16 protein-coding genes are annotated in these 20,022 nt (G+C 58.1%); 11 read left to right on the plus strand and 5 right to left on the minus strand.

The window, feature by feature from the left end:
- Positions 1 to 33 precede the first annotated feature (33 nt).
- The gene (locus NSJP_RS15995) at positions 34 to 1,443 is read right to left on the minus strand and encodes a patatin-like phospholipase family protein (protein ID WP_080887855.1); all 1,410 of its coding nucleotides are present in this window, start codon (positions 1,441 to 1,443) and stop codon (positions 34 to 36) included.
- 6 nt (positions 1,444 to 1,449) lie between these two features.
- Positions 1,450 to 1,914, minus strand: coding sequence for a tRNA (uridine(34)/cytosine(34)/5-carboxymethylaminomethyluridine(34)-2'-O)-methyltransferase TrmL (gene trmL / locus NSJP_RS16000; RefSeq protein ID WP_080887856.1), 465 nt, complete (start codon positions 1,912 to 1,914; stop codon positions 1,450 to 1,452).
- A 188-nt stretch (positions 1,915 to 2,102) separates the two neighbouring features.
- On the opposite strand from trmL, the gene NSJP_RS16005 reads away from it, so the two are divergent.
- Both NSJP_RS16005 and NSJP_RS16010 read left to right on the plus strand, forming a co-directional pair.
- Entirely contained in the window at positions 2,103 to 3,428 is a 1,326-nt protein-coding gene (locus NSJP_RS16005) for a hypothetical protein (protein WP_080887857.1), read from the plus strand.
- A 125-nt stretch (positions 3,429 to 3,553) separates the two neighbouring features.
- Positions 3,554 to 5,386 carry a tetratricopeptide repeat protein gene (locus tag NSJP_RS16010; protein WP_155970312.1) on the plus strand — a complete coding sequence of 611 codons (1,833 nt, stop codon included), beginning with the start codon at positions 3,554 to 3,556 and terminating at the stop codon, positions 5,384 to 5,386.
- 254 nt (positions 5,387 to 5,640) lie between these two features.
- Here NSJP_RS16010 and NSJP_RS16015 read toward each other — a convergent pair whose 3' ends face one another.
- Together NSJP_RS16015 and NSJP_RS16020 are read right to left on the minus strand one after the other, a co-directional pair.
- Entirely contained in the window at positions 5,641 to 6,792 is a 1,152-nt protein-coding gene (locus NSJP_RS16015; protein WP_080887859.1) for an ATP-binding response regulator, read from the minus strand.
- Positions 6,793 to 7,085: 293 nt separating this feature from the next.
- Positions 7,086 to 7,727 carry a hypothetical protein gene (locus tag NSJP_RS16020; RefSeq protein ID WP_080887860.1) on the minus strand — a complete coding sequence of 214 codons (642 nt, stop codon included), beginning with the start codon at positions 7,725 to 7,727 and terminating at the stop codon, positions 7,086 to 7,088.
- 302 nt (positions 7,728 to 8,029) lie between these two features.
- On the opposite strand from NSJP_RS16020, the gene NSJP_RS16025 reads away from it, so the two are divergent.
- The 4 genes from NSJP_RS16025 to NSJP_RS16040 are packed head-to-tail and all read left to right on the plus strand — an operon-like array spanning position 8,030 to position 14,332.
- Complete coding sequence (locus NSJP_RS16025; RefSeq protein ID WP_172834398.1) at positions 8,030 to 8,473, plus strand: response regulator; 444 nt, start codon at positions 8,030 to 8,032, stop codon at positions 8,471 to 8,473.
- Complete coding sequence (locus NSJP_RS16030; RefSeq protein WP_080887862.1) at positions 8,467 to 11,730, plus strand: efflux RND transporter permease subunit; 3,264 nt, start codon at positions 8,467 to 8,469, stop codon at positions 11,728 to 11,730. Before NSJP_RS16025 ends, NSJP_RS16030 begins: the two co-directional genes overlap by 7 nt.
- Before the next feature lie 4 nt (positions 11,731 to 11,734).
- Positions 11,735 to 12,949 carry an efflux RND transporter periplasmic adaptor subunit gene (locus tag NSJP_RS16035; protein ID WP_172834399.1) on the plus strand — a complete coding sequence of 405 codons (1,215 nt, stop codon included), beginning with the start codon at positions 11,735 to 11,737 and terminating at the stop codon, positions 12,947 to 12,949.
- 21 nt (positions 12,950 to 12,970) lie between these two features.
- Complete coding sequence (locus NSJP_RS16040; protein ID WP_080887864.1) at positions 12,971 to 14,332, plus strand: TolC family protein; 1,362 nt, start codon at positions 12,971 to 12,973, stop codon at positions 14,330 to 14,332.
- A gap of 95 nt (positions 14,333 to 14,427) precedes the next feature.
- On the opposite strand, the gene NSJP_RS16045 is transcribed toward NSJP_RS16040, so the two are convergent.
- A complete protein-coding gene (locus tag NSJP_RS16045) occupies positions 14,428 to 14,643 on the minus strand; it encodes a cold shock domain-containing protein (protein WP_080887865.1) in 216 nt (71 codons plus the stop codon).
- 334 nt (positions 14,644 to 14,977) lie between these two features.
- Here NSJP_RS16045 and lptF point away from each other — a divergent pair, with 334 nt between their 5' ends.
- The 5 genes from lptF (at position 14,978) to lpxD (ending at position 20,022) form a co-directional block, all read left to right on the plus strand.
- Complete coding sequence (lptF, locus tag NSJP_RS16050; protein WP_080887866.1) at positions 14,978 to 16,069, plus strand: LPS export ABC transporter permease LptF; 1,092 nt, start codon at positions 14,978 to 14,980, stop codon at positions 16,067 to 16,069.
- Positions 16,070 to 16,071: 2 nt separating this feature from the next.
- Positions 16,072 to 17,163 (plus strand): LPS export ABC transporter permease LptG, encoded by a 1,092-nt coding sequence (lptG, locus tag NSJP_RS16055; protein ID WP_080887867.1) that lies wholly within the window; start codon positions 16,072 to 16,074, stop codon positions 17,161 to 17,163.
- A 133-nt stretch (positions 17,164 to 17,296) separates the two neighbouring features.
- Positions 17,297 to 18,553 (plus strand): beta-ketoacyl-ACP synthase II, encoded by a 1,257-nt coding sequence (gene fabF, locus NSJP_RS16060; protein ID WP_080887868.1) that lies wholly within the window; start codon positions 17,297 to 17,299, stop codon positions 18,551 to 18,553.
- 47 nt (positions 18,554 to 18,600) lie between these two features.
- Entirely contained in the window at positions 18,601 to 18,900 is a 300-nt protein-coding gene (locus tag NSJP_RS16065; protein WP_080887869.1) for an acyl carrier protein, read from the plus strand.
- A gap of 9 nt (positions 18,901 to 18,909) precedes the next feature.
- A complete protein-coding gene (gene lpxD / locus NSJP_RS16070) occupies positions 18,910 to 20,022 on the plus strand; it encodes a UDP-3-O-(3-hydroxymyristoyl)glucosamine N-acyltransferase (protein ID WP_080887870.1) in 1,113 nt (370 codons plus the stop codon).

Here is a 20,022-nt window from a genome sequence, read left to right on the forward strand (position 1 = left end):
GAATTGGATCGGCAGCATACCACACTGGCGGGGTTACTGCTCCAGGAAGGCGCGGATCATCGGCTCCTTTTGCATGACCACTTTTCTCGCGGCAGTGACCACCAAGTCGCGTTCACAGGGTGAGTCCAGCCACAATCTGGTGACGATCTTCCCCAGTCGTTCCACCACTGCGCGCGACGTCGTCAATGTCGGGTCTTCTTTCCGACAGCTCTCGGGGAGATCGCTCAGATCATCGCTCCACTGCGCGTCGGTATGACGGACCCTGACGAGCAACAGCTTTTCGACGCCAGGCAACAATCCTTCGCGCTGGGCGCTGTTCAGGAACAAAGCCCGGTAGGCGGCAACGCGTTCTTCCATGATCGTGGGAATACGTGAATAGTCGTAACTGAACAGGGAGAAACCTTCCCCAAAACTATTCAACCGCTCCCCGCCCACGTCGAATGGGAACGAACTGTCCAGCGCGATGATGAGTCCCCTGCGTATTTTTCCAGCCCGAATCTTCTTCAGAAAGACCATCGCCAGGGATTCGATCCCGGTGTTGTCCGAGAGGCCTCCGTCCCCCGCATGCCAATACAGATCCTGACCCTCTATCCGAAAGGTAATCGGTCCGATGAGCGGTGGGAAGGACATCGACGCGGCCACCGCCGTCGCCACCTGAATCTGGCAATGATCGAGTTCCAAGTCCTGGGGAGTGACCGATATGAGTGACTCCCACCGTGCCTTGAGGGCATCGCTCACCAATGGAGACTCGCGTTGGCTGTCCTCCGGCAACGCCAACGAATGGAACAGGTCATAGCGGGAATACTCCGCCGGCAGCGTGGATAGAGTGAACCGTCGTCCACTGTTATAGAGCGTCGTGTTCAGAATGAGGTACGGGACGTCCCCCTGGACTTGCCGATGCATGAGATCTTGAAACGTGGCGTCTCCCAAATAGTCCTCCCGGAGGATTTCACCCAGGGATTTGGCGGCCCATGCCGGATTGAACCACCTCAAACGGAAAATCTGGCGGCGAAGGAGCGGCCCCTCGAAATCCAGGCTCATGATCTTTTCAAATTGAGTAAAGAACTGCTGGTACTCCGGGGACAATTCGCCGTCGGGAGCCAGAATGGGAAGATCGCGCGGCGGTTTCTTCAACGTGTAGTATGCGGAAGCTAGGCTGCCGCCGGAGACACTGGATACATAGGAAATGTGCTTCAGAAGCGATTGCCGATCGGAACCTACGCGCAATTTCGCCAAGGCTTCCATGCCGCCGGCTGCAAACAGAGCGGCGCGACTTCCTCCCCCCGATACGGCCAGGCCGACCAATTGCTCCGTATCGGCCGGAGCCGACAAACAGGAACTCGCCGTGAGGCTCCTTGGGGCCGTGTAGACGGGTGAGCCGAAGCATCCGCCCGCAAGCGAGGCTACCGCCACACACAGTACCGCCGAAAACCTTCTGGTCATCGTAGCCTATTGTCCGCCGTGAAATCCTGCCTGCTTCCACGCTTCATATACGATCACCGCTACCGCATTCGAGAGGTTGAGGCTGCGACTGTCCGGCATCATGGGCAAACGAAGCCGCTGGGATTCGCCCACGCTCTCCAACACAGGTTCCGGCAGTCCCCTGGTTTCCGCTCCGAACAGGAACGCATCGCCCTCGACATACTTCACGGCATCATACCGTTGCCGCCCCTTCGTCGTGATAGCGAACAGGCGTCGACCTTCGAAACGTGCTCGACACTCCGTCCAATTAGCATGAACGCTGATCGATGCCCATTCATGGTAATCCAACCCCGCCCGTCTCAGTTGCCTGTCCTCGAGCGAGAATCCCAACGGCTCGACCAAATGAAGCCGTGCGCCAGTATTGGCACACAGCCTGATGATGTTGCCGGTGTTCGGGGGAATTTCCGGCTCATAGAGGATCACGTCAAACATGCTCGTGCCTTTCTGGCAATGGACACCAACCGGACATCAAGGAATTGTGGCTAGGGTATGCGACCCCCGCGGGCCAGGGCCATTCCGAGTGCCTCCTGCTCTTCCACACCGTCATGCTGCAGCGTGAGGAACATGCTGTCCCCGAATCCGCCAGTTGGAAAGATCAGGGGTCATGTTGATGACACACGATGAGCGGTACCGGACGAGCACCCAACTATCATGTTCCCCAGTTCATGACGCTTGCCGTCGCTCTGCTTCTCCTGCTCTCGGACGCCACGATATCCGGGGTCATGGCCGCGGACGAGGAGCCGACTCCCCTGGCCGGCGAGCCCTTCCACACCGAAGTGCTGGGCGAACCGGTCAAGGTGCCGCCGCGGGATCGTAAAAAGGTCACTGCGGCGAGCTTCGGCATATCCGTCCTGCCGGAGGGCCCGAAGTTCTACCAGGTTTTGCCGTTCGGCGCCATGTATCTATGGCGCAATTCCGACGACATGAAGCAGCGGTTCAGGGCAACCCTTTCCGGCCCGGTCAATGACATGACCATGAACGTCGGGTCCCATTCATCCAGCGGGTGGGAACTGCGACTCACGTTCCAAAACATGATCATCCCCGTGGGGCGCTCCGAGTATGTCGAAGCGCAGATCATCCGAGATGTCGAGGTGGAGTGGAACTATGTCTTCGGTGGAATCGGTTTGGCCTATCGAAAGCTTCTGGACCCGGGCCACCAGGACAATGCCTTTGAAGTTTCGCTGACATATGAGCCCGGCTACCGATGGTTCAAAGGAACCTCGAAAACCTCGTCGAACTTCATCGTACCGACCGACACCTATGAGGGCCGCGTCCATGCCAGGCTTCGTAATGATGCGTTGGAACGCAACCTCATGGAACTCCCTCATCGTGGCTACTCATTCGGCGGTGATTTCTATTACGGAAACCGGGCGCACTGGAACGATTGGGGCGGAGGACTGTTCGGTGTTTCGAGCGGACAGCAGGGAAAACAATACCTCATGGGCAGTGTGTTTGCGGTCAGCGCCACCCCCGTCCCGTTCATCGACAGTGAAAAACACCGCCTCATCGGCTCAGTCTATGGCGGAATCGGACAACATCTCGACCGTTTTTCCACCTTCCGCCTTCCCGGCAGGCCAACCGGCTATGAGTGGGAGGCGATTGCCTTGCCCATGCTTCCCAGTGTGGCGTTCAACGAGTTGTTTCCAACCCGCTACGGCATCGCTCACCTGGAATATCGGTACGAACCCATCTTTTTCATATATCCCTATGTCCGGGGATCATGGGGAATCGTCGAGCAGCCTCGCTTCAACCCGGACGGCACCGTCCGCAACATCATGGGATCGATGCCGGCGGTGGGAGGAGGTGTGGTCAGCGGTGCACCCTGGAGTTCTCAGATCGAGATCAACTATAGCTACAACTTCGGCATCTTTCGAGACCAGGGAAACGGTCAGTCCGCGCAAGGACGCAACGGATTCTTCATCTTCTGGTCCAAAGAACTCTCGTAGGGATCCAACGGTCGATACCGGCCGAATCCTTCCGATTGGTCGTGCCTCTCACTGCTCCAAGAAGGTTTCCGCAGAGCCAACCGGCGCGCCTCATCTGGTTTCGGTTGCCGCGGCTTCTTGCTATCATGAATCAAATGGACCGTAATCCGACTGAAATTTGCCCCTTACCCGCCGGCAACTCCGGCATTGCACACCAGCCGTTGCCCCGCCGCGCGATCGAAGCATCCTTCGTGATGGGATTGCTCGCCACGATGTGGACTTTCCCCGCCTGGGGGGAGCAACCCCGGACTCCCCCCGAGACGGGTATCATCGAACAAGCGCACGTCATATGGGAAAGTGGAGCCGTCGAACCGGCGCTGGATATCGTGGAACAAGGCATTCAGGATCATCCGGAAGCCATTACGCTTCAAAAACTTCGCGGGGATATCCTCGCGACTTCTCGCGGACCGCAAGAAGCCATTGAAGCGTATGATGCCGTTCTCGCAAGCGCACCGCATGCCCTCGACGTCAGATGGGCGAAGTGGGGGGTACTGGTACGATCCGGCCAAAGCGAAGCTGCCATCCAAGAATTGCAGTTCATCGCGGAAGACGACCCGCAGAACCCCTTGGTGCATTTGCGCCTCGCGCAAGAGCTCAGAAAGCTCGATCGGCTCGAAGAATCTCTGACCTCGTATCAGAAAGCCGTTGCGCTTGTCCCCTCGCTGCTCAGCTGGCGGCTGGCCTTGGCCCGGGCGCGTTTCGACCTCTTGGACTATCCGGGCGCCGAAGCCGACGTGCAGTATGTGTTGGAACGGATTCCCGCGGGATCCTCTTTGGAGCCCCCGGCCAAGACTCTGCTCTCCATTATCCACGGGACATCACAAGAGCGTGGCAGACGATACGACCCGGCGCTGGCCCCGAAGGAGATCGCCCCGGAACGCCAGAAGCAATGGGCGATGATTCGGGCTGACGCCTGGAGATTATACGTCGACGGCCACTACGCAGAAGCTGAACCGATCTATCGTCAACTTCTGACGCTCAACCCCAACGATCCTTCAGCCACCCATCAATTGGGACTCACCCTGATGCATCTCGGCCGATGTCGGGACGCGCTGACCGTCTTCGGTACGATGTTTAATTTGGACCCGAGCAACGAGGACTATGCCGATACGGTCTACCGCATGGGGCAATGCATGGTCGAGCTCGAACAATGGGAGGAAGCCTTCGCCCATTTTCAAACCTTGTACGATGCGGCCGTCGAATCCGAAGAGAACAACAAGGGCGCCGAACTCCCGCCCGACATGCGTGTGCTGGACAAGAACAAGATCAACCGGTGGCTCGACAAAGTACGTCCTCACGTTCCCGAATTGGCGCGGCAGCAGGTCGAGGAGGCGGTCGCTCATCGCCGTGCCCGTAAAGAGGCCCCACCCGGTCCATCCGAGGAGGAACTCTATACGAAGGTCATCGAACGGGCGAAACCGATCAAACCCTTGGAGATTCATGCCTCGCTGGTCGGTCGCGATGCGGATTTTAGCTGGTTCCGATTCGTCATACCGGCCGGGAAAGTCATGCGGGATGATTTTCCGACCGGGGCGCACGAATTTATCCCTTTGAATCCAGGAGACAGCTTCCTCGCCGTACAACAGGACATTTATCTGGTGTTCGGACTGGTATCCGCTTCATACGATGCAATCCCGCTGGCCGCACGATGCTTTATCGAAACATCCGAAATGACGAGTGAACAGCGGGCGATTACGCAAGACCGTGTCATGATGGCCATGAACGATCAGTCAGGCTACTTCAGGCTGCCGTCTCCGGCGTCCGGCTGGATGCCGGGACTGTACCGTTGCGGCCTGTTCGAAGGCGAACATACGTCGGCCGACACGCAGGTGGATGAGGTTCGGTTTCGGATCCTGCAGCCGTTGCAAATTTCACAGCCTGTCGAGCCGCTTCTCCGCAAATCGAACCAGCCTGGTTAATCACGGTCTGCCAGCCGTTCTCGCGACTCGAGAAGGCCGAGAGCCAGGCCACGTAACTCACACCGACTGGCAACGCTCATCTCAAGGCGCCGCCGACGCATCGCACGGCACGCTCGACAGCTGATCCTCGACTTATTCTGCTGGAGTTCATGAGTCAGACCGAGAGGAGAAACCGCACGGATGGGCCGACGGCACGCCCATCGGCAATACAGTGGAGCGATCTCGTACGTCTGACGAAGAATAATTCGAGACGGTTAGAATCGCGTCCCGCCGAGTTCCGGGGTATTGGGCGGAACGGACTGGGTAGCCGGGGGAAATGCCGGCGGATGAATCGGCAACGTAATGACGAAGGTGGTTCCCAGCCCCTCTCGACTCCCGACCGAAATGTGACCGCCGTGCGCATCGACCACGTCCTTTACGATCTTGGTGCCGAGTCCGGTTCCACCCGCCTTCCTGCTGATCACCCGGCCGGTGAAGAGCGTTTGCCTCACCTCTTCGGGCATCCCCTTCCCAGTGTCCTCAACCATGAGCACGATCGACTGAGTCCCGGAATCATGGCGTCCGCGGATGGTGATCGATCCGGAGGGAAGAACCTCCGGAACGGCATTGTGCACTAGATTGTAGAGCAACGAGTATAATCGGTTGGCGTCACCGATGATCGTCGGCAATGACTCGAGATCCTCGAGCCGAAGCGTAATTTGCTTCTGCTGAACCAACACCCGCAGTGTTTTCGCGACGCCGTCGGCAATCTTTCCAATGTGGCAGGGCTCGAGCCGTTGCGGCGCACTCGCAACCGCGACGTAGTCGGCGATTTCCTTCATGCGATCTTGGATCCGCCTGGAGGTGTTTCGCAGAAGCTGGAGTACTTCTTCGCACGTCTGATGGTGGCCGTCCAAGCGGATCGACGTGTGTTCCGGAAGCGACTTGAACAGGTCGTCGATCTCCTCCGCGAGCAAATCGGTGCCCGTGACCATCGGCATCAAGAGATTCTTCACATCATGGCTGATCTCTCCCAGCAGTTGCGTCATGTCACCGGCCTGCTCTCGACGCTCCAGCGCCAAGGCGAGAACGGAATCGATCTGTCCCGGCTCGAATGGCTTGGTGACAAAATCGACCGCGCCCTCCTTCATGGCCTCGACGGCTCGTTGAATGCTGCCGTATGCGGTCAGCATCACAACCGGAAGTGTCGGCCATCGCTTCTTGATTCGCTTCAGCGCGTCCATCCCGCTCAACTTGGGCATGGTAATGTCCAGGAATACGACATCCACCAACGCGGATTCCACCGCCGTCACCGCCGCCTGCCCGTCACCAGCGGTGATCACTTCATGCCCCATCCAGCGGAACCGCTCGGCCAGGCTCAACAGGATATCCGGTTCATCATCCGCTACCAGGATTCGAACGGGCATCGTCTCTCTTCACCTCCTTCACAACTAAAACACAGATGTGTGCCGCGGTCTCCGGACTTATTCTGGTTTTGAGGGATACAGCAAGACGCACGCCACGATCAGACAAGTCGATATCTCAAGCGCTTAGAGGGAGGTGAAAGAGAGAACGAGGCATTGATGAATCCGATCAGACTCGGGCGGAATCACTTTCGATCCAGCCATGGTCTGCATGAAACCGAGCAGAGACTCAGGCTCTTGAACCCGAGGTCATCCCGGAGAACGCGTTCGGCATGAGCGGCTTTACGCGTCGCCCGCTACTGTTTTCCGAATAGGGTGGTCTTGAATGGCCGGAACTGCATCGATTCCACATCCAGGAGATCGTATCGCCGCTTGATTACGGCCTTGTACTGGTCAAATGTCCCTGGATCGTCTGGGTAATCACGCCAAAACGATGGCTCGCCATTGCACGATAATCCAAAATGTCCGATGTAGACGAGTTCGCCCTGCTTGACATCGAACGTGCCACCGATCACCGCCCCGTTTTTCATGAGAGCGCTAGGACCCACGGTCCCGATCTTCACGTTGAACGTCGAAGCGGCTACCTCAATCGCATAATGCGTCAATGCATAGATCCCTGGTTCGATCGCCAACAGGTAGTTTACCGGCTCCGACTCTTTGAAATAGGGAGAACCTTCGATGAAAACATCCGGAACATCCCCGTCCACCACCGCCTGTAACGGGATCCGGTCGAATCCGAAACCTCGTAATTGCGCATAGCGATACGATCCGCACTTTAAGGCTCGTCCCCAGTTCACCGAGAGCACCACCGCTCCCTTGCGAGGATCCTGTGGATATGAACCCACCGGAACAGCCTGCTTTGGTTTCGGAAGAAGCGCCGGCGACGTACAGGCTGCCAAGAGCGCAATGACCGTGAGAGCGATCGCACGTCGAATCATCCGTCCTCCCTAAAATGAACGTTCCAAGACAACCGCATGGACGGGTGATTGTACCCTAGTGGGCGAAGCGGGTCGCGCTAAGGAAACAGCAGCCAAAGCACGAAGAGGACATCTCCAGATATCAGACGAACGCCTCTTGTTAGGGAAAATCTCCAGACACTCAGGAATTTTTCCCTAAATACCGTTCTTCCAATACTTCATCATTTTAATTCTGTACTGATCATAAGTATATGTTATGCATGCATTTTCATGGCAAGAATCATGTTGGCACCAATGGCATATTCCCTGCGTATGGTTGCAGCATGCCCCCTACTCCATCGCTCTTGTTGATCGACGATAGTTCGGGTGAACGCGAGCTGTTTCGTGAAGCGTTGCTCCGAACCGAACTCGAGGTCATGCTTTTCGCCGAACAGGACGCAGAGGCCGCCCTTCGCTTCCTCCTACATCGTGCAAGTCTCGGGGTTCCCCCTTCCGTCGTTCTGCTGGATTGGCATCTTCGCCGCTGGGGCGGCCAGGAGTTCTTGCGGCAGCTTCGGGCGCATCCCAGCATCGCGACGACCCCGGTCGTCGTACTCAGCACCTCGGACTCCGTCGTCGATGTCTCCGCAGCCTACGCGAACGGTGCAAACGCGTATGTCGTCAAGCCCAACACATTCGACGAACTGGTCCGATGCATCCACACCATGTGCCGGTTCTGGGTCAGCTGCAACGTATCGCCGCGCCTGGTTGAAGAAAGCCGATGCTGACCCGCGCCGCCCTCAAGAACCCCTACGCGGTTTTCGCCGTCTGCATGATTGCGCTCGTGCTTGGCGCGGTTTCCTACAAGAAGATGCGCGTGGACATCTTCCCCGAGATCAAGATTCCGACTATTCTCGTGACCACCTTCTATCGGGGCATGAGCCCCAGCGAGATGGAAGGCGCCATCACCCTTCGCATGGAGCAACGGTTCGTCGAGGCCAGTTACGTCGAACACATCGAGTCTCAGTCGCTGGCCGGCATGAGCTACATCAAGGTCTTCTTCCAGCCGGAGTACGGCATCGATGCGGCCCAATCGGAGCTCACGAGCCTCGCATACAGCATCATCAGATTGCTGCCACCCGGAGTGTATCCGCCTTCCGTATACAAATTCGGCGTTGCCAGCTTGCCGATTGGACTCTTATCCATCAGCAGCGAGAATCTCGGGCCGAAGGAGATCCGCGATCTGGCGTATTTCACGGTGCGAAATCAAATCGCCAATATTCCGGGCATCTCCTTCGGACCGCCGCTGGGGGGCAAAGTCCGACAGATCACCATATTCATGGATCAGCAGCGAATGCTGGCGAGAGGAGTATCGCCCTCCGATGTGGTGAAAGCGGTCAACGCCCAAAGCGCGATCATCCCGGCCGGCGACATCAAGATCGGCGACCTGGACTATTACGTCTACAGCAACAGCCTCGTGGACGTGGTGGAGAAAATCAACGACATTCCGATCAAAGTGGTGAACGGCACACCAATCCTCGTGCGCGACATCGGAACGGCCGCGGACAGCACCGCCATTCAGACTTCCGTCGTGCGGGTGAACGGTCATGAGGCGACGTATCTGCCGATCACCAGACAGGAAGGGGCCAATACCCTCGAAGTGACCGACGGCATCCGTGCCAAACTTCACAAGCTCACCGAAATCCCGGCCGGCGCGACGGTGAAATTCATCTACGACCAGTCGCTCTATATCAGACAAGCCATTGCCAATCTGCAAAAAGAAGGCTTGCTCGGCGCAGGGCTCGCCGGCTTGATGATTTTTCTGTTCTTGCACAGCATCAAAGCGGCGCTCGTCGTCGGCCTGGCCATTCCTCTGTCATTGACCGCCGCCTTGGTCGCGCTGTACCTGACGGGACAATCCGTCAACATCATGACATTGGGCGGTCTGGCGTTGGTCATCGGAACCCTGTTGGACAACAACATCGTCGTGCAAGAAAACCTTCACCGCCATCTGGAGATGGGCAAAGACGGACGTTCTGCGGCCGAGGACAGCGCCACGGAACTTACTCTGCCGATTTTCGTCGCCACCGTGTGCATTCTGATCGTGTATCTACCGATCATCTTCTTCTCGGGTATCATCAAATATCTCTTTGTGCCTCTTGCCATGACCGTGGCCTTCGCCATGCTGGCGGACTATGCGGTCTCAATGTCCGTCACACCGGTGGTGCTGGCCAAACTCTACTCCGGTGGCCATGAGAGCCATTCCGAGGCCGGTTCGGCCGGCGAAGGATGGTTTCGCTATATCCTCGCCGGCTATCTACCTCTGCTCGGCGCCGGACTCCGCTTTAAATCCGTCCTGCTGGGAGGGGCCCTCGCGGCGCTGCTGGCGGCCGGACTGCTGATCGTTCCACGGCTTTCGACGGAATTCTTCCCCAGAGTCGATGCCGGCAACTTCACGATGATCGTCGTGGCGCCGGAGGGATCGAGGATCGAGAAAACGACCGCGATCGTGGCCGATATCGAGCGATTGGTGCAGGAAACCATCCCTCAACACGATCTGGAGGAGGTCATTTCGAATATCGGCCTCTACTTCGGGGACGCAGCCCGCTTCGCGCCCAATACGGGCAGCCACACCGCCTTTATCCTGGTCAATCTCGTCACCGGCCATGAGGGGGCGACCGACGACTACATTGCGACGTTGCGGAAGAAGCTCGGGCAGTCCCTTCCCGGAGTAGAGGTCAGTTTTCAGACGGGGGGCATCATCAGTGACGTGCTCAATTTCGGCCTGCGCGCGCCGATCGACATTCAAGTGAAGGGACCGAAACTGAACGTGATCCGACCGGTCGCGGAAGAGATCCGTGAGCGGATTACTGAAATCCCCAATACCACCGACGTCCGCATCAAGCAGGGTAAGAGCTACCCCGAGCTTCACATCAACGTGGACCGCACGAAGTCCGCCTACTACGGTCTTACTCAGGATCGTGTGATCGTCGACGTTATTACCGGTATCAGCTCCAATCTGGCGTTGAGTCCCAACTACTGGCTCGATCCCAAGACGTCCAACGGCTATTACCTGCTAGCGCAATATCCTGAACAGTCTCTGACCGAAACGGAGGATCTCCTAAACATTCCGGTCATCGGCGCCCGGACGCCGCTGAATGCGACATCGGCCCTGACCACGGCCGGCTCCAGCGGCTCGACGATCGCCCTGCAGAATACGCCCTTCGCCGGGCGCAATCTCGACCTGTCGGCCGGATTTTATTCAACGGATGAGCGGCGGGGCCCTCCGGTGCTTCTGCGGGATGTCGCGGGACTCGAGATACGAACCGGGCCCGACAGCGTGGATCACTATGACTTGTCTCGCCTGGTCGATGTCCTGGTCACCCCGGTCGGCAACGACCTCGGGCGCGTCGCGGCCGACATCGAACGTGTGCTCGCCTCGGTCAAGTTGCCGAAGGATGTGACGATCGACATCAAAGGGGAAGTGGCCAATATGCGAGGGGCCTTTAGCAATTTCGCGCTGGCCCTGCCGCTGGCCGTTCTGCTGATCTATCTGGTAATGGTCGGACTGTTTCGCTCCATGATCGATCCGCTGATCATCCTGGTCGCAGTCCCCCTGGGATGGATCGGCACCGTGATGCTGTTGTTTTTGACCAACACGTCCGCAAACGTGGAATCCATGATCGGAACGCTCATGATGATGGGGATCGTGGTATCGAATAGTATCCTGCTCGTCGATTTCGCCAACCAAATGGTTCGGGCTGGCGCGACCGCCGAACAAGCGGTCCTGGAAGCGGGTAAACGCCGGATTCGTCCGATTCTGATGACCGCGCTGGCGACGATTCTCGGCCTGTTGCCCCTTGCCCTGGGATTCGGCGAAGGCAATGAAACGATGGTGCCATTGGCTCGGGCGGTCGTCGGTGGCCTGGCCGTCTCCACCGTCATGACCCTGCTGGTTGTGCCGGTGATGCATGCGGTGGTTCTCGGCCGCCGCGTACATCCGATCGTGTCGCCGACACCTTCCGCGACAGGAGAGGAAATCTGACGCTATGAGGTTTGTCTCGCTGAGCCTGTGCGTGTTTTCGCTGTTCCTGGTCGTCACCGCCTGCGGACGGGAGGAAGCGGCGCACAATCCCAAGCCGGCTTCCGGTAATTCCTACGAGCCGGATGCTCCAAACGCCGATGAGAACAAGCCCGTGGACGTACAGGTGACCAAGCCGTCCAAACAACTCTTGGTCTACTCGATTACGCTGCCGGCGAACATCGCTCCGCTGTATCAAACGACGCTGTACGCCAAGGTGTCCGGCTATCTGAAATGGATCGGGCCGGACAAGGGCGACACGGTCAAGAAAAATCAGGTGGTCGCCGTGATCGATGCGCCGGAGGTCGAAGAACAGTATCTGCAGGCGATGGCGGACTACAAGATCAAGAAAATCACGTTCGACCGCCTCATGAAGGTCTGGAACGAGGCTCCGGATGTCATTGCCAAACAGGACGTCGATGTGGCCGAGGCGGCGTATGAAGGCGCGAGAAATCTCATGCAGCAGCGGGCGGTGCTTCGAGACTACACGAAGGTCCGTGCGCCGTACGACGGCATCATCACCGCCAGATTCGCCGATCCCGGCGCGCTGATTCAAGTTGCCACGTCGTCGGCGACGACGGCCATTCCCCTCTTTACGATCATGGATCTGGATACGGTCCGTGTCTATGCCAGCGTTCCCCAAGACGAGTCGCCGTGGGTGGTGGCTGGAAAGACCAAGGCCTCGGTTACGGTCACGGAACTTCCGGACCGTTCATTCTCCGGCACCGTGACCCGGTCCACCCTGGCCCTTGATCCCTCGACCCGCAGTCTGCTGATCGAGGTGGACTTGCCCAACGGCGATCATGCGCTCAAGCCGGGAACGTATGCGGAAATGACCGTTGATCTCAGAGAAATTCCGGACGCGTTGGTACTGCCTCCCCTGGCCGTCACCAGCGGCCCGAGCGGCCACTCGGTCTTTATTGTGGAACAGGGCAAAGCCACGTCGGTCCCCATACGCACCGGCATTACGAGCGGCAAATTCATCGAGATTGTCCAGGGTCTGAATGCAGACGACGAGGTTGTCGTCGTCGGAAAGCGTCGGTTGCTGGAGGGCTCGCCGGTACACGCGAGCCCCTACCATTTGCCGGAAGCGGTGCCGGCACGACAGCGATTCGAACGCAAGTCGGCAGGGCTACCGCCGGCCGAATCAGCCACCGTCGATCAGGACAAGCGTCGTCCCTAGAACGAGCACCAAGGAGGCACCATGCGAACAGCATTTATCAGAAGGACCGGGCCGTTAGCCGTGCTGCTCATGTTTGGCATGTCCGCAACGGCGTGGAGCCAATCGTCGACCGAGCCATTTGAGCAAGGCAGTTTCCTCGCTCTGCAGCAGGCAATCGAATTGGCCTTGAAACATCACCCGGTCGTGCAAGAGGCGAACGCCAATTTGAAAGCATCGGAAGCCAGAACACAACAGACTCGCTCCATGTATTACCCACAAATCTTTGCCAATGCCGACACGGTGGCGGGGGCCGGACGGACGAACCCTCGCTTCCTAGTCGGAGGCGCGCTGCTACAGGAGAATCAGACCATTTTTACCGGCGGTGTGGTCGCCAATCAGCGACTCTACGATTTCGGATTTACCAGCAATTTAGTCGATTCGGCGAAGCTGGCGGAACGGGCCCAAGGCCAAGACGTCAACGCCAGACGGGCGTTGGTCATCGTACAAGTACAGCGCGCCTATCTCATCAGCCTGAAGCGGCAGCGACTCGTCCGCATTTCGGAAGAACGGGTCAGAGAACGAGGAATCATCACGGGCCAAATCGAAATCCTTCATCGACAACAACTGAAATCCAAGTTGGATCTCGATTTGATGCGGGTCGAGCTGGTCAATGCGGAATCGTCGCTGATCCGCAGCCGAAACGACCTCAAGTCCAGCTTTGCCGATCTGAACCGTGCGATGGGAGTCGCCGGCCGTGAGGACTATGTCCTTGAGGATCTTGCCGTCACGGTCACACCGCCGAAGCCGCTAGAATCACTGGTCAGCGACAGCCTATCCCACCCGGAAATTCAACGGCTCAAAGAACAGACCGCCTCGGCCGAGGCGAAATTGGTCGCGACGAAACGCCAATACCTGCCGACCATCAATGCCATCGGCAGCGGAGGTGCATTCGAACCTTTTGATCCGAGACAGAACCAGCAAACCGGCGGCTGGTGGATGGCAGGCGCCCTGATTTCCATGCCGCTCTTTACGGGATTCCTGATCGAAAACCAGGTTGTGGAAGCCACCGCGCAGAAGGAGGCCGCCGCAGCGGCGAGCATGAATATCGAGCAGGCGCTGACACAGCAGGTCACGAACTCCTACTTGGACACCATGACCTTTTCCCAGCAAATCAAGTTGGGCGAGGAATTGGTCAAAACGGCACAGGAAGCCCAGCAGTTGTCCAAGCAACGGTACAAGCTGGGCTTGGGATCAATCGTGGAGGTCACGCAAGCGGAGGTCGCCCTGACGGCCGCGCAAACACGCTTGGCCGAATCCCAATATGACTACAAGATTGCTGAGGTCACCTTGGCCTATGCGTCCGGCGGCAGCGCACAGCTACAAATCGATCCGACCGTCCGGTGATCAGGACCGGAACGAACCCCGCGCAAAAAAGGCCTGCCGGATAGCCGGCAGGCCTCGTCCAACATAATCCGAGAATCGAGTAAAGAGGTGCCGCGCTAGGATGCCACGGCCTGCTTCGCCACGTTGGCAGCCTGTGGTCCTTTGGCGCCCTGCACGATGTCAAATTCGACGTTTTCTCCCTCTTTCAGGGTTTTGAATCCTTCCCCTTGGAGTGCGGAGTAGTGGACGAATACGTCCTCTCCGCTATCAAGCCGGATAAATCCAAAGCCTTTACGGTCGTTAAACCACTTCACGGTACCTTTTGTCTTCACAAAACCCTCCTTTCCTCAACGGCTACGTAGGCTTACGCTGCCGTGCCACGACACGGTTAATACTTGCACCAAATAGGAATGATAAAAATAAGATGAAGAGGAAGGGACGGGGTCTTTGCCGAGAAAAGACAAATCGCTCACGAGACCCATCTTGGTTACAAACCGCGGAGCATGTACCATATGATTTTTGAACTTGTCAAGATAATCTTTACCGTCGTCCCCACGACGACATGGTCATCGGACTCGTCTTCCACCGGTCCTTCGCCGGTCCTTCGATAGACAAGCCCCAGCAAGTCGCCTATAGTGTCTTCCCATTTCGGGAATTTCGGCATCCATGCTGCTGTCCAAGCTGCTCGACCGCTACATTTTTACCGAACTCCTGTCTCCATTTTTGGTCAGTCTGGGCGCCCTCTGCTTCGTCATGTTAACGCGCGAATTGCTCCGCCTGGTCGAACTGCTCGTGTCCAAAGGCGTCGGCCTATTGGCGGTCTTAAAGGTGTTCGCCAACCTTCTTCCCTCTTTTCTCGTACTGACGCTGCCGATCGCGGGAATCATCGCTTCCATTACCGCCTTCGGTCGATTGTCCTTCGATAAGGAACTGGTCGCCATGCGCGCCGCGGGTCTCAGCCTGCTTCGGCTGGCGCGTCCCGTGTTTCTGTTCGCCTTTTTGGTATTTGTCCTGACCCTCTGGCTCGCCCAATGGGGCCAGCCCTGGAGTTCCACCAATCTCAAGAAGGTCGCGCTCAACCTCCTACGCGATCAACTGGTGCTCGCTCTGGAACGAGGGACGTTCAATGAGCCGATTCCCAAGATGATGATTTACGTATCGGATTTGGGAGACGACGCCTCGACGACCGGCATTTTCGTGTCGGACGAACGCAATCCGGACGACCCACGGGTCATCGTGGCGCGAGGGTACCGTGTCTTCGTCGATATGAAGACCAGCCAGGTGGCCCTCCAACTGCAGGATGGAGTGATTCACAGCCAACCGGACACCATCGATGAATATCAGCAGGTGGGATTCTCCAGTTATGACTTGAAACTATCCCTCAATCAAAGCGGCTACGCTTCTACCGAAGAACGCCCGTCCTACGAAACGATCATGGCACAACTGCGGGAGTCACAAGGACGCGACCCGTCGGCTCGGCGCCGGCTCATGGAATACTACAAGGATCTGGCGTTTCCGACCGCTTCCCTGGTCTTTTGCATCCTGGGAGTGCCGGTGGGCATCGTCTCCAAACGCTCCGGACGCATCGGAGGCTTTGCGGTGGGAGTCCTGGTCGTCATCATTTACTATGTGCTGAACGTCGGCTGCGAATTTCTGGTCACGACCGCCACCTTGTCCCCCTTCGCAGGCGCCTGGCTCCCGAATGGAATCTTCGGGCTCGTGACCGTGTTGTGGTTCTACAAGATGAGCCGGGAATAGCGATGACCATCCTGTTTCGTTATCTCCTACGCGAGTATGCCAAGATTTTCGGCATGTGCTTCGCCGGTCTCATGACCATCTACCTCGTCATCGATTTTTTTGAAAAGGTCCGGCGCTTCCTCCGCTATGACGCGAGTTGGCTGGACGTGCTCAGCTACTTCGCTTTGAAAGTCCCGGGGATTTCCTATCAGATCGCCCCGCTGGCCATCCTCATGGCCACCTTGCTCACGCTCGGCTTACTGTCTCGCAGTCACGAGATCACCGCCATGCGGAGTTGCGGCATCAGTCTGCCGAGGATCACCTCGCCCTTTCTCACACTGGCCATGGGGCTGGCCATGGTGCTGCTGCTGTTCAGTTCAACGGTCATCCCGCTGGCATCGAACAAAGCCGAGGAAATCCGCGCAATCCGCATCGAGAAGAAATCGCCGGCGACCGCCTTGAGACTGCCTCAGCCATGGGCCAGGATGGGAGCCGATACCATTCTGCAGGTGAAAAGTGTCGCCGTGGGCGGCGGCAGTCTCAGCGGTGTTCGACTGTTCCACTTTGACCCTCAATTTCACCTGATCGACATGACGGAAGCGCAAGAGGCCCGGTACGTCGATCAAGCCTGGACCTTGCATCAGGGGTTCCGTCGAATATTTCATCCCGACGGCGCGATCGTTCTGCAACCGTTTGAGCGCATGCCGGTCCCATTGACGCTGATTCCCGAGGATTTCACCACCTGGCTCGCGAGCGATTCCGAATCCATGACCTTCCGGGACATTCGCGAACACATCACGCGCCTGTACCACAGCGGCTCACAGATCACTCGGTTGAAAACCGACTATTACGGACGGATCGCCTTCCCGTTCGTGACCATTATCATGGTCTTGGTCGGCATCGCGTTGAGCCTCCGCCGCAGCGGCACGCGAGGGGGCAGTATGGCGATCGGCATCGGACAGGCTTTGGTCATCGGATTTCTCTACTGGACCACCCATTCCATTTCCATCGCGTTTGGACGAGGGGGCGCCATTCCTCCAATCCTAGCTGGATGGCTGACGAACGCCTTGTTTCTGAGCTACGGGCTGTATCTCATGCTCAAGGTGCGCTATTGAAGAGACAGCCGTGTTCTGCCATCTCTGGGAGATGGGAAATGGAGCCGGGCCGACCGTCGCCAAGGCAGGTTGACTCATCGTACCGCTTCCGGTAAGAACTGAGGCGACCGACGCGCTGAATGAAGGGACCTGCATGAAATCTCGCGTAGTTGTGACAGGACTGGGAATCGTCTCTCCGATCGGGATCGGAGTCAGCGAATTCTGGAAGTCCGCCCTCGACGGCCGATCGGGCATCTCGGCTATTTCCGGATTCGACCCGTTTCCGATGGACGGCTATCGTTCAAAGGTCGCAGGACAGGTGCGGGAGTTCGATCCGGAGCGCTATCTGGAACCGCAGTACGCCGATCGGGTCGACCGCTACGCGCAGTTTGCACTCGTCGCTGCCAAGGAGGCCCTGACCGATTCCGGGATAGCCATGAGCAAGGAAAATCCCCATCGGGTCGGGGTCATTGTCGGCGCAGGGATGGGCGGTATGGTCATGGGAGAGCGGGAGATCACTCAACTGTACCAGCACCAGCGCCCGCATCGGGTCCATCCAAATTTTATCCCCGTCATCACGCTCAACAGCGCGTCGGGAATCGTCGCCATGGCCACCGGCGCAAAAGGTCCGAATGTGACGATCTCGACGGCCTGTTCATCCAGTGCCCACGCCTTGGGACAGGCCTTGCATTGTATCCGCGAGGGCCGGGCGGACGTCGCCATTGTCGTCGGCGCCGACGCGAGTATCACGCCGCTCGTCTTCGCCGGATTCTGCTCGCTCCGGGCCCTCTCGACCAAATACAATGATCAACCTGAAAAAGCCTCGCGCCCGTTCGATTCGGGGCGGGACGGCTTCGTCATGGGCGAGGGAGCGGGCGCCCTCATTTTGGAGTCGCTGAGTCACGCCAGAAGGCGCAAGGCCAGGGTGTATGCCGAAGTCGCAGGCTACGCCGCAACCAGTGAAGCCTATCATATGGTGATCCCGCGCGAGGACGGCGAGGAGGTGGCCGCAACCATGCGCCTCGCGCTGGCGGACGCGGGAACGACTGTGGCCCAGGTCGATTACATCAACGCCCATGCCACCTCAACGTCGATCGGCGACGCCGTAGAATCCAAAGCCTTACGCCAGCTGTTCAAGTCACGAGCTGAGAACATCACCATCAGCGCCACCAAGTCGCTCGTCGGCCATACACTGGGTGCGGCCGGCGCGATCGGAGGGATCGCCACTGTCCTGACCCTTCACACAGGCCAGATCCATCCCACCGCAAACTACGACGACCCGGATCCGGCTTGCGCATTGCCCGGTATCAGCCGCAATCCGCAAGAACGGAAGGTCAAGACGGCACTGCTCAATGCCTTTGGCTTCGGCAGCAACAATGCCGCCGTGGTACTCAAACGGTATGCCGCCTAGGACGATCGCAAGGCACAAGCGATGTCGAACCTGATGGAGTGACGGACATGACTGACCGTGTCGTAATGGAGAAAATCATTGCCGCTTTGGCTGAGTATTTGCGGCGAGACCCCCTGACCATTCAGGAAAACTATCATCTCCGGGACGATCTTGGACTGGATTCCATGGCGGTCATTGAACTGCTGTACAAGATTGAAGAAAACTTCAACATTCAGATTCCCGACGAGGATCTGGTCGGGTTGACGACAGTCGGTTCCGTTGCCGAGTACGTCCAACATCGTCTGGCTCCCGCCAAACCCGTCGCCTCGGGGCCGGGAAAAGCCAAGACGAAAAAGAGCAAAGGCTGACGCAGGCTCATGGCTGTCCCGATCGTGTCGAATCCGTGCTCGCTCTCCGAGATTCATCAAGTCATCGGCGGAACCCTCCATGGCGATGGAGCCGTTGCATTGTCGGTCCTCACCTCGCTGAATGAAGCCACCCCGCACGCATTGTCTTTCGTCCTCAATGATAAAGCACTGAAAGGCACTCCGGAGATCCGTGCGGGAGCGCTTCTGGCGCATCGACACATTCCGGAACTGCCGATTCCCCATATCGTTGTGCCCAATCCCATGCTGGCATTGGCCCAGGTTGCACAGCGATTTTTTGTCAGACCATATAAGGCCCGGGGCGTCGCAACCGAAGTCATCCGTGGAACGGACGTCCGGATCGGGGCAGATCCCTCCATTTGGCCCTTCGTCACGTTGGGAGACGGGGTCACGCTGGGAGCACGGGTCACGCTGTACCCGGGAGTCTTCATCGGCGCGGGATCCAGCGTCGGCGACGACAGCCTCATCTACCCCAATGTGGTGATTCGCGAGGGGTGCACGATCGGGAACCGAGTGATCGTTCACAGCGGAACGGTCATCGGATCGGACGGCTTCGGTTACGTCCAACACGAGGGGCGGCACCACAAGATTCCCCAGCTTGGAGGAGTCACCATCGAAGACGACGTTGAACTCGGCGCTAACGTCTCGATCGATCGTGCGACGCTGGGCCAGACGATCATTCGGAAAGGCACCAAAGTCGACAACCTGGTCCAGATAGCCCACAACGTGACGATCGGTGAACATGCCGTTCTGGTCGCTCAGGTGGGAATCGCCGGGAGCACGACGATCGGACGCCACGTCATGATCGGCGGGCAAGCCGGTCTCGCAGACCACATTCAAGTGGGTGACCAGGTGATGATCGCCGCTCGAGCGGGAGTCAATCGCAATCTCGAGCCCAATCAGATCGTATCAGGCGCGCCGGTTATGCCCCATGAGACCTGGATGAAGGCCCAAGCCGTGATCCCTCGCCTGCCGGAGCTGCGTCAACTGGTACGAAGTCTTGAAGCGCGTGTCGCGCTCTTGGAAACACAAGTGGCGAAAGCCGGAACCGCTCGGACCAAAGGCGCGTCTCCGCGCAAGCCGGTCCGCCGGACAACTCGCTGA

Origin of the sequence: Nitrospira japonica (genome assembly GCF_900169565.1) — a bacterium.
In the GTDB taxonomy this organism is placed as follows: domain Bacteria; phylum Nitrospirota; class Nitrospiria; order Nitrospirales; family Nitrospiraceae; genus Nitrospira_C; species Nitrospira_C japonica_A.

Excerpts from the sequence above, each read along its gene's own strand:
- lpxD (WP_080887870.1), top strand. The coding sequence starts at position 18,910 with ATGGCTGTCCCGATCGTGTCGAATCCGTGCTCGCTCTCCGAGATTCAT.
- NSJP_RS15995 (WP_080887855.1), bottom strand. The coding sequence starts at position 1,443 with ATGACCAGAAGGTTTTCGGCGGTACTGTGTGTGGCGGTAGCCTCGCTT.
- NSJP_RS16005 (WP_080887857.1), top strand. The coding sequence starts at position 2,103 with ATGAGCGGTACCGGACGAGCACCCAACTATCATGTTCCCCAGTTCATG.
- NSJP_RS16015 (WP_080887859.1), bottom strand. The coding sequence starts at position 6,792 with ATGCCCGTTCGAATCCTGGTAGCGGATGATGAACCGGATATCCTGTTG.
- NSJP_RS16025 (WP_172834398.1), top strand. The coding sequence starts at position 8,030 with ATGCCCCCTACTCCATCGCTCTTGTTGATCGACGATAGTTCGGGTGAA.
- trmL (WP_080887856.1), bottom strand. The coding sequence starts at position 1,914 with ATGTTTGACGTGATCCTCTATGAGCCGGAAATTCCCCCGAACACCGGC.
- fabF (WP_080887868.1), top strand. The coding sequence starts at position 17,297 with ATGAAATCTCGCGTAGTTGTGACAGGACTGGGAATCGTCTCTCCGATC.
- lptG (WP_080887867.1), top strand. The coding sequence starts at position 16,072 with ATGACCATCCTGTTTCGTTATCTCCTACGCGAGTATGCCAAGATTTTC.
- NSJP_RS16030 (WP_080887862.1), top strand. The coding sequence starts at position 8,467 with ATGCTGACCCGCGCCGCCCTCAAGAACCCCTACGCGGTTTTCGCCGTC.
- NSJP_RS16035 (WP_172834399.1), top strand. The coding sequence starts at position 11,735 with ATGAGGTTTGTCTCGCTGAGCCTGTGCGTGTTTTCGCTGTTCCTGGTC.
- NSJP_RS16010 (WP_155970312.1), top strand. The coding sequence starts at position 3,554 with ATGAATCAAATGGACCGTAATCCGACTGAAATTTGCCCCTTACCCGCC.
- NSJP_RS16040 (WP_080887864.1), top strand. The coding sequence starts at position 12,971 with ATGCGAACAGCATTTATCAGAAGGACCGGGCCGTTAGCCGTGCTGCTC.
- NSJP_RS16020 (WP_080887860.1), bottom strand. The coding sequence starts at position 7,727 with ATGATTCGACGTGCGATCGCTCTCACGGTCATTGCGCTCTTGGCAGCC.
- lptF (WP_080887866.1), top strand. The coding sequence starts at position 14,978 with ATGCTGCTGTCCAAGCTGCTCGACCGCTACATTTTTACCGAACTCCTG.
- NSJP_RS16065 (WP_080887869.1), top strand. The coding sequence starts at position 18,601 with ATGACTGACCGTGTCGTAATGGAGAAAATCATTGCCGCTTTGGCTGAG.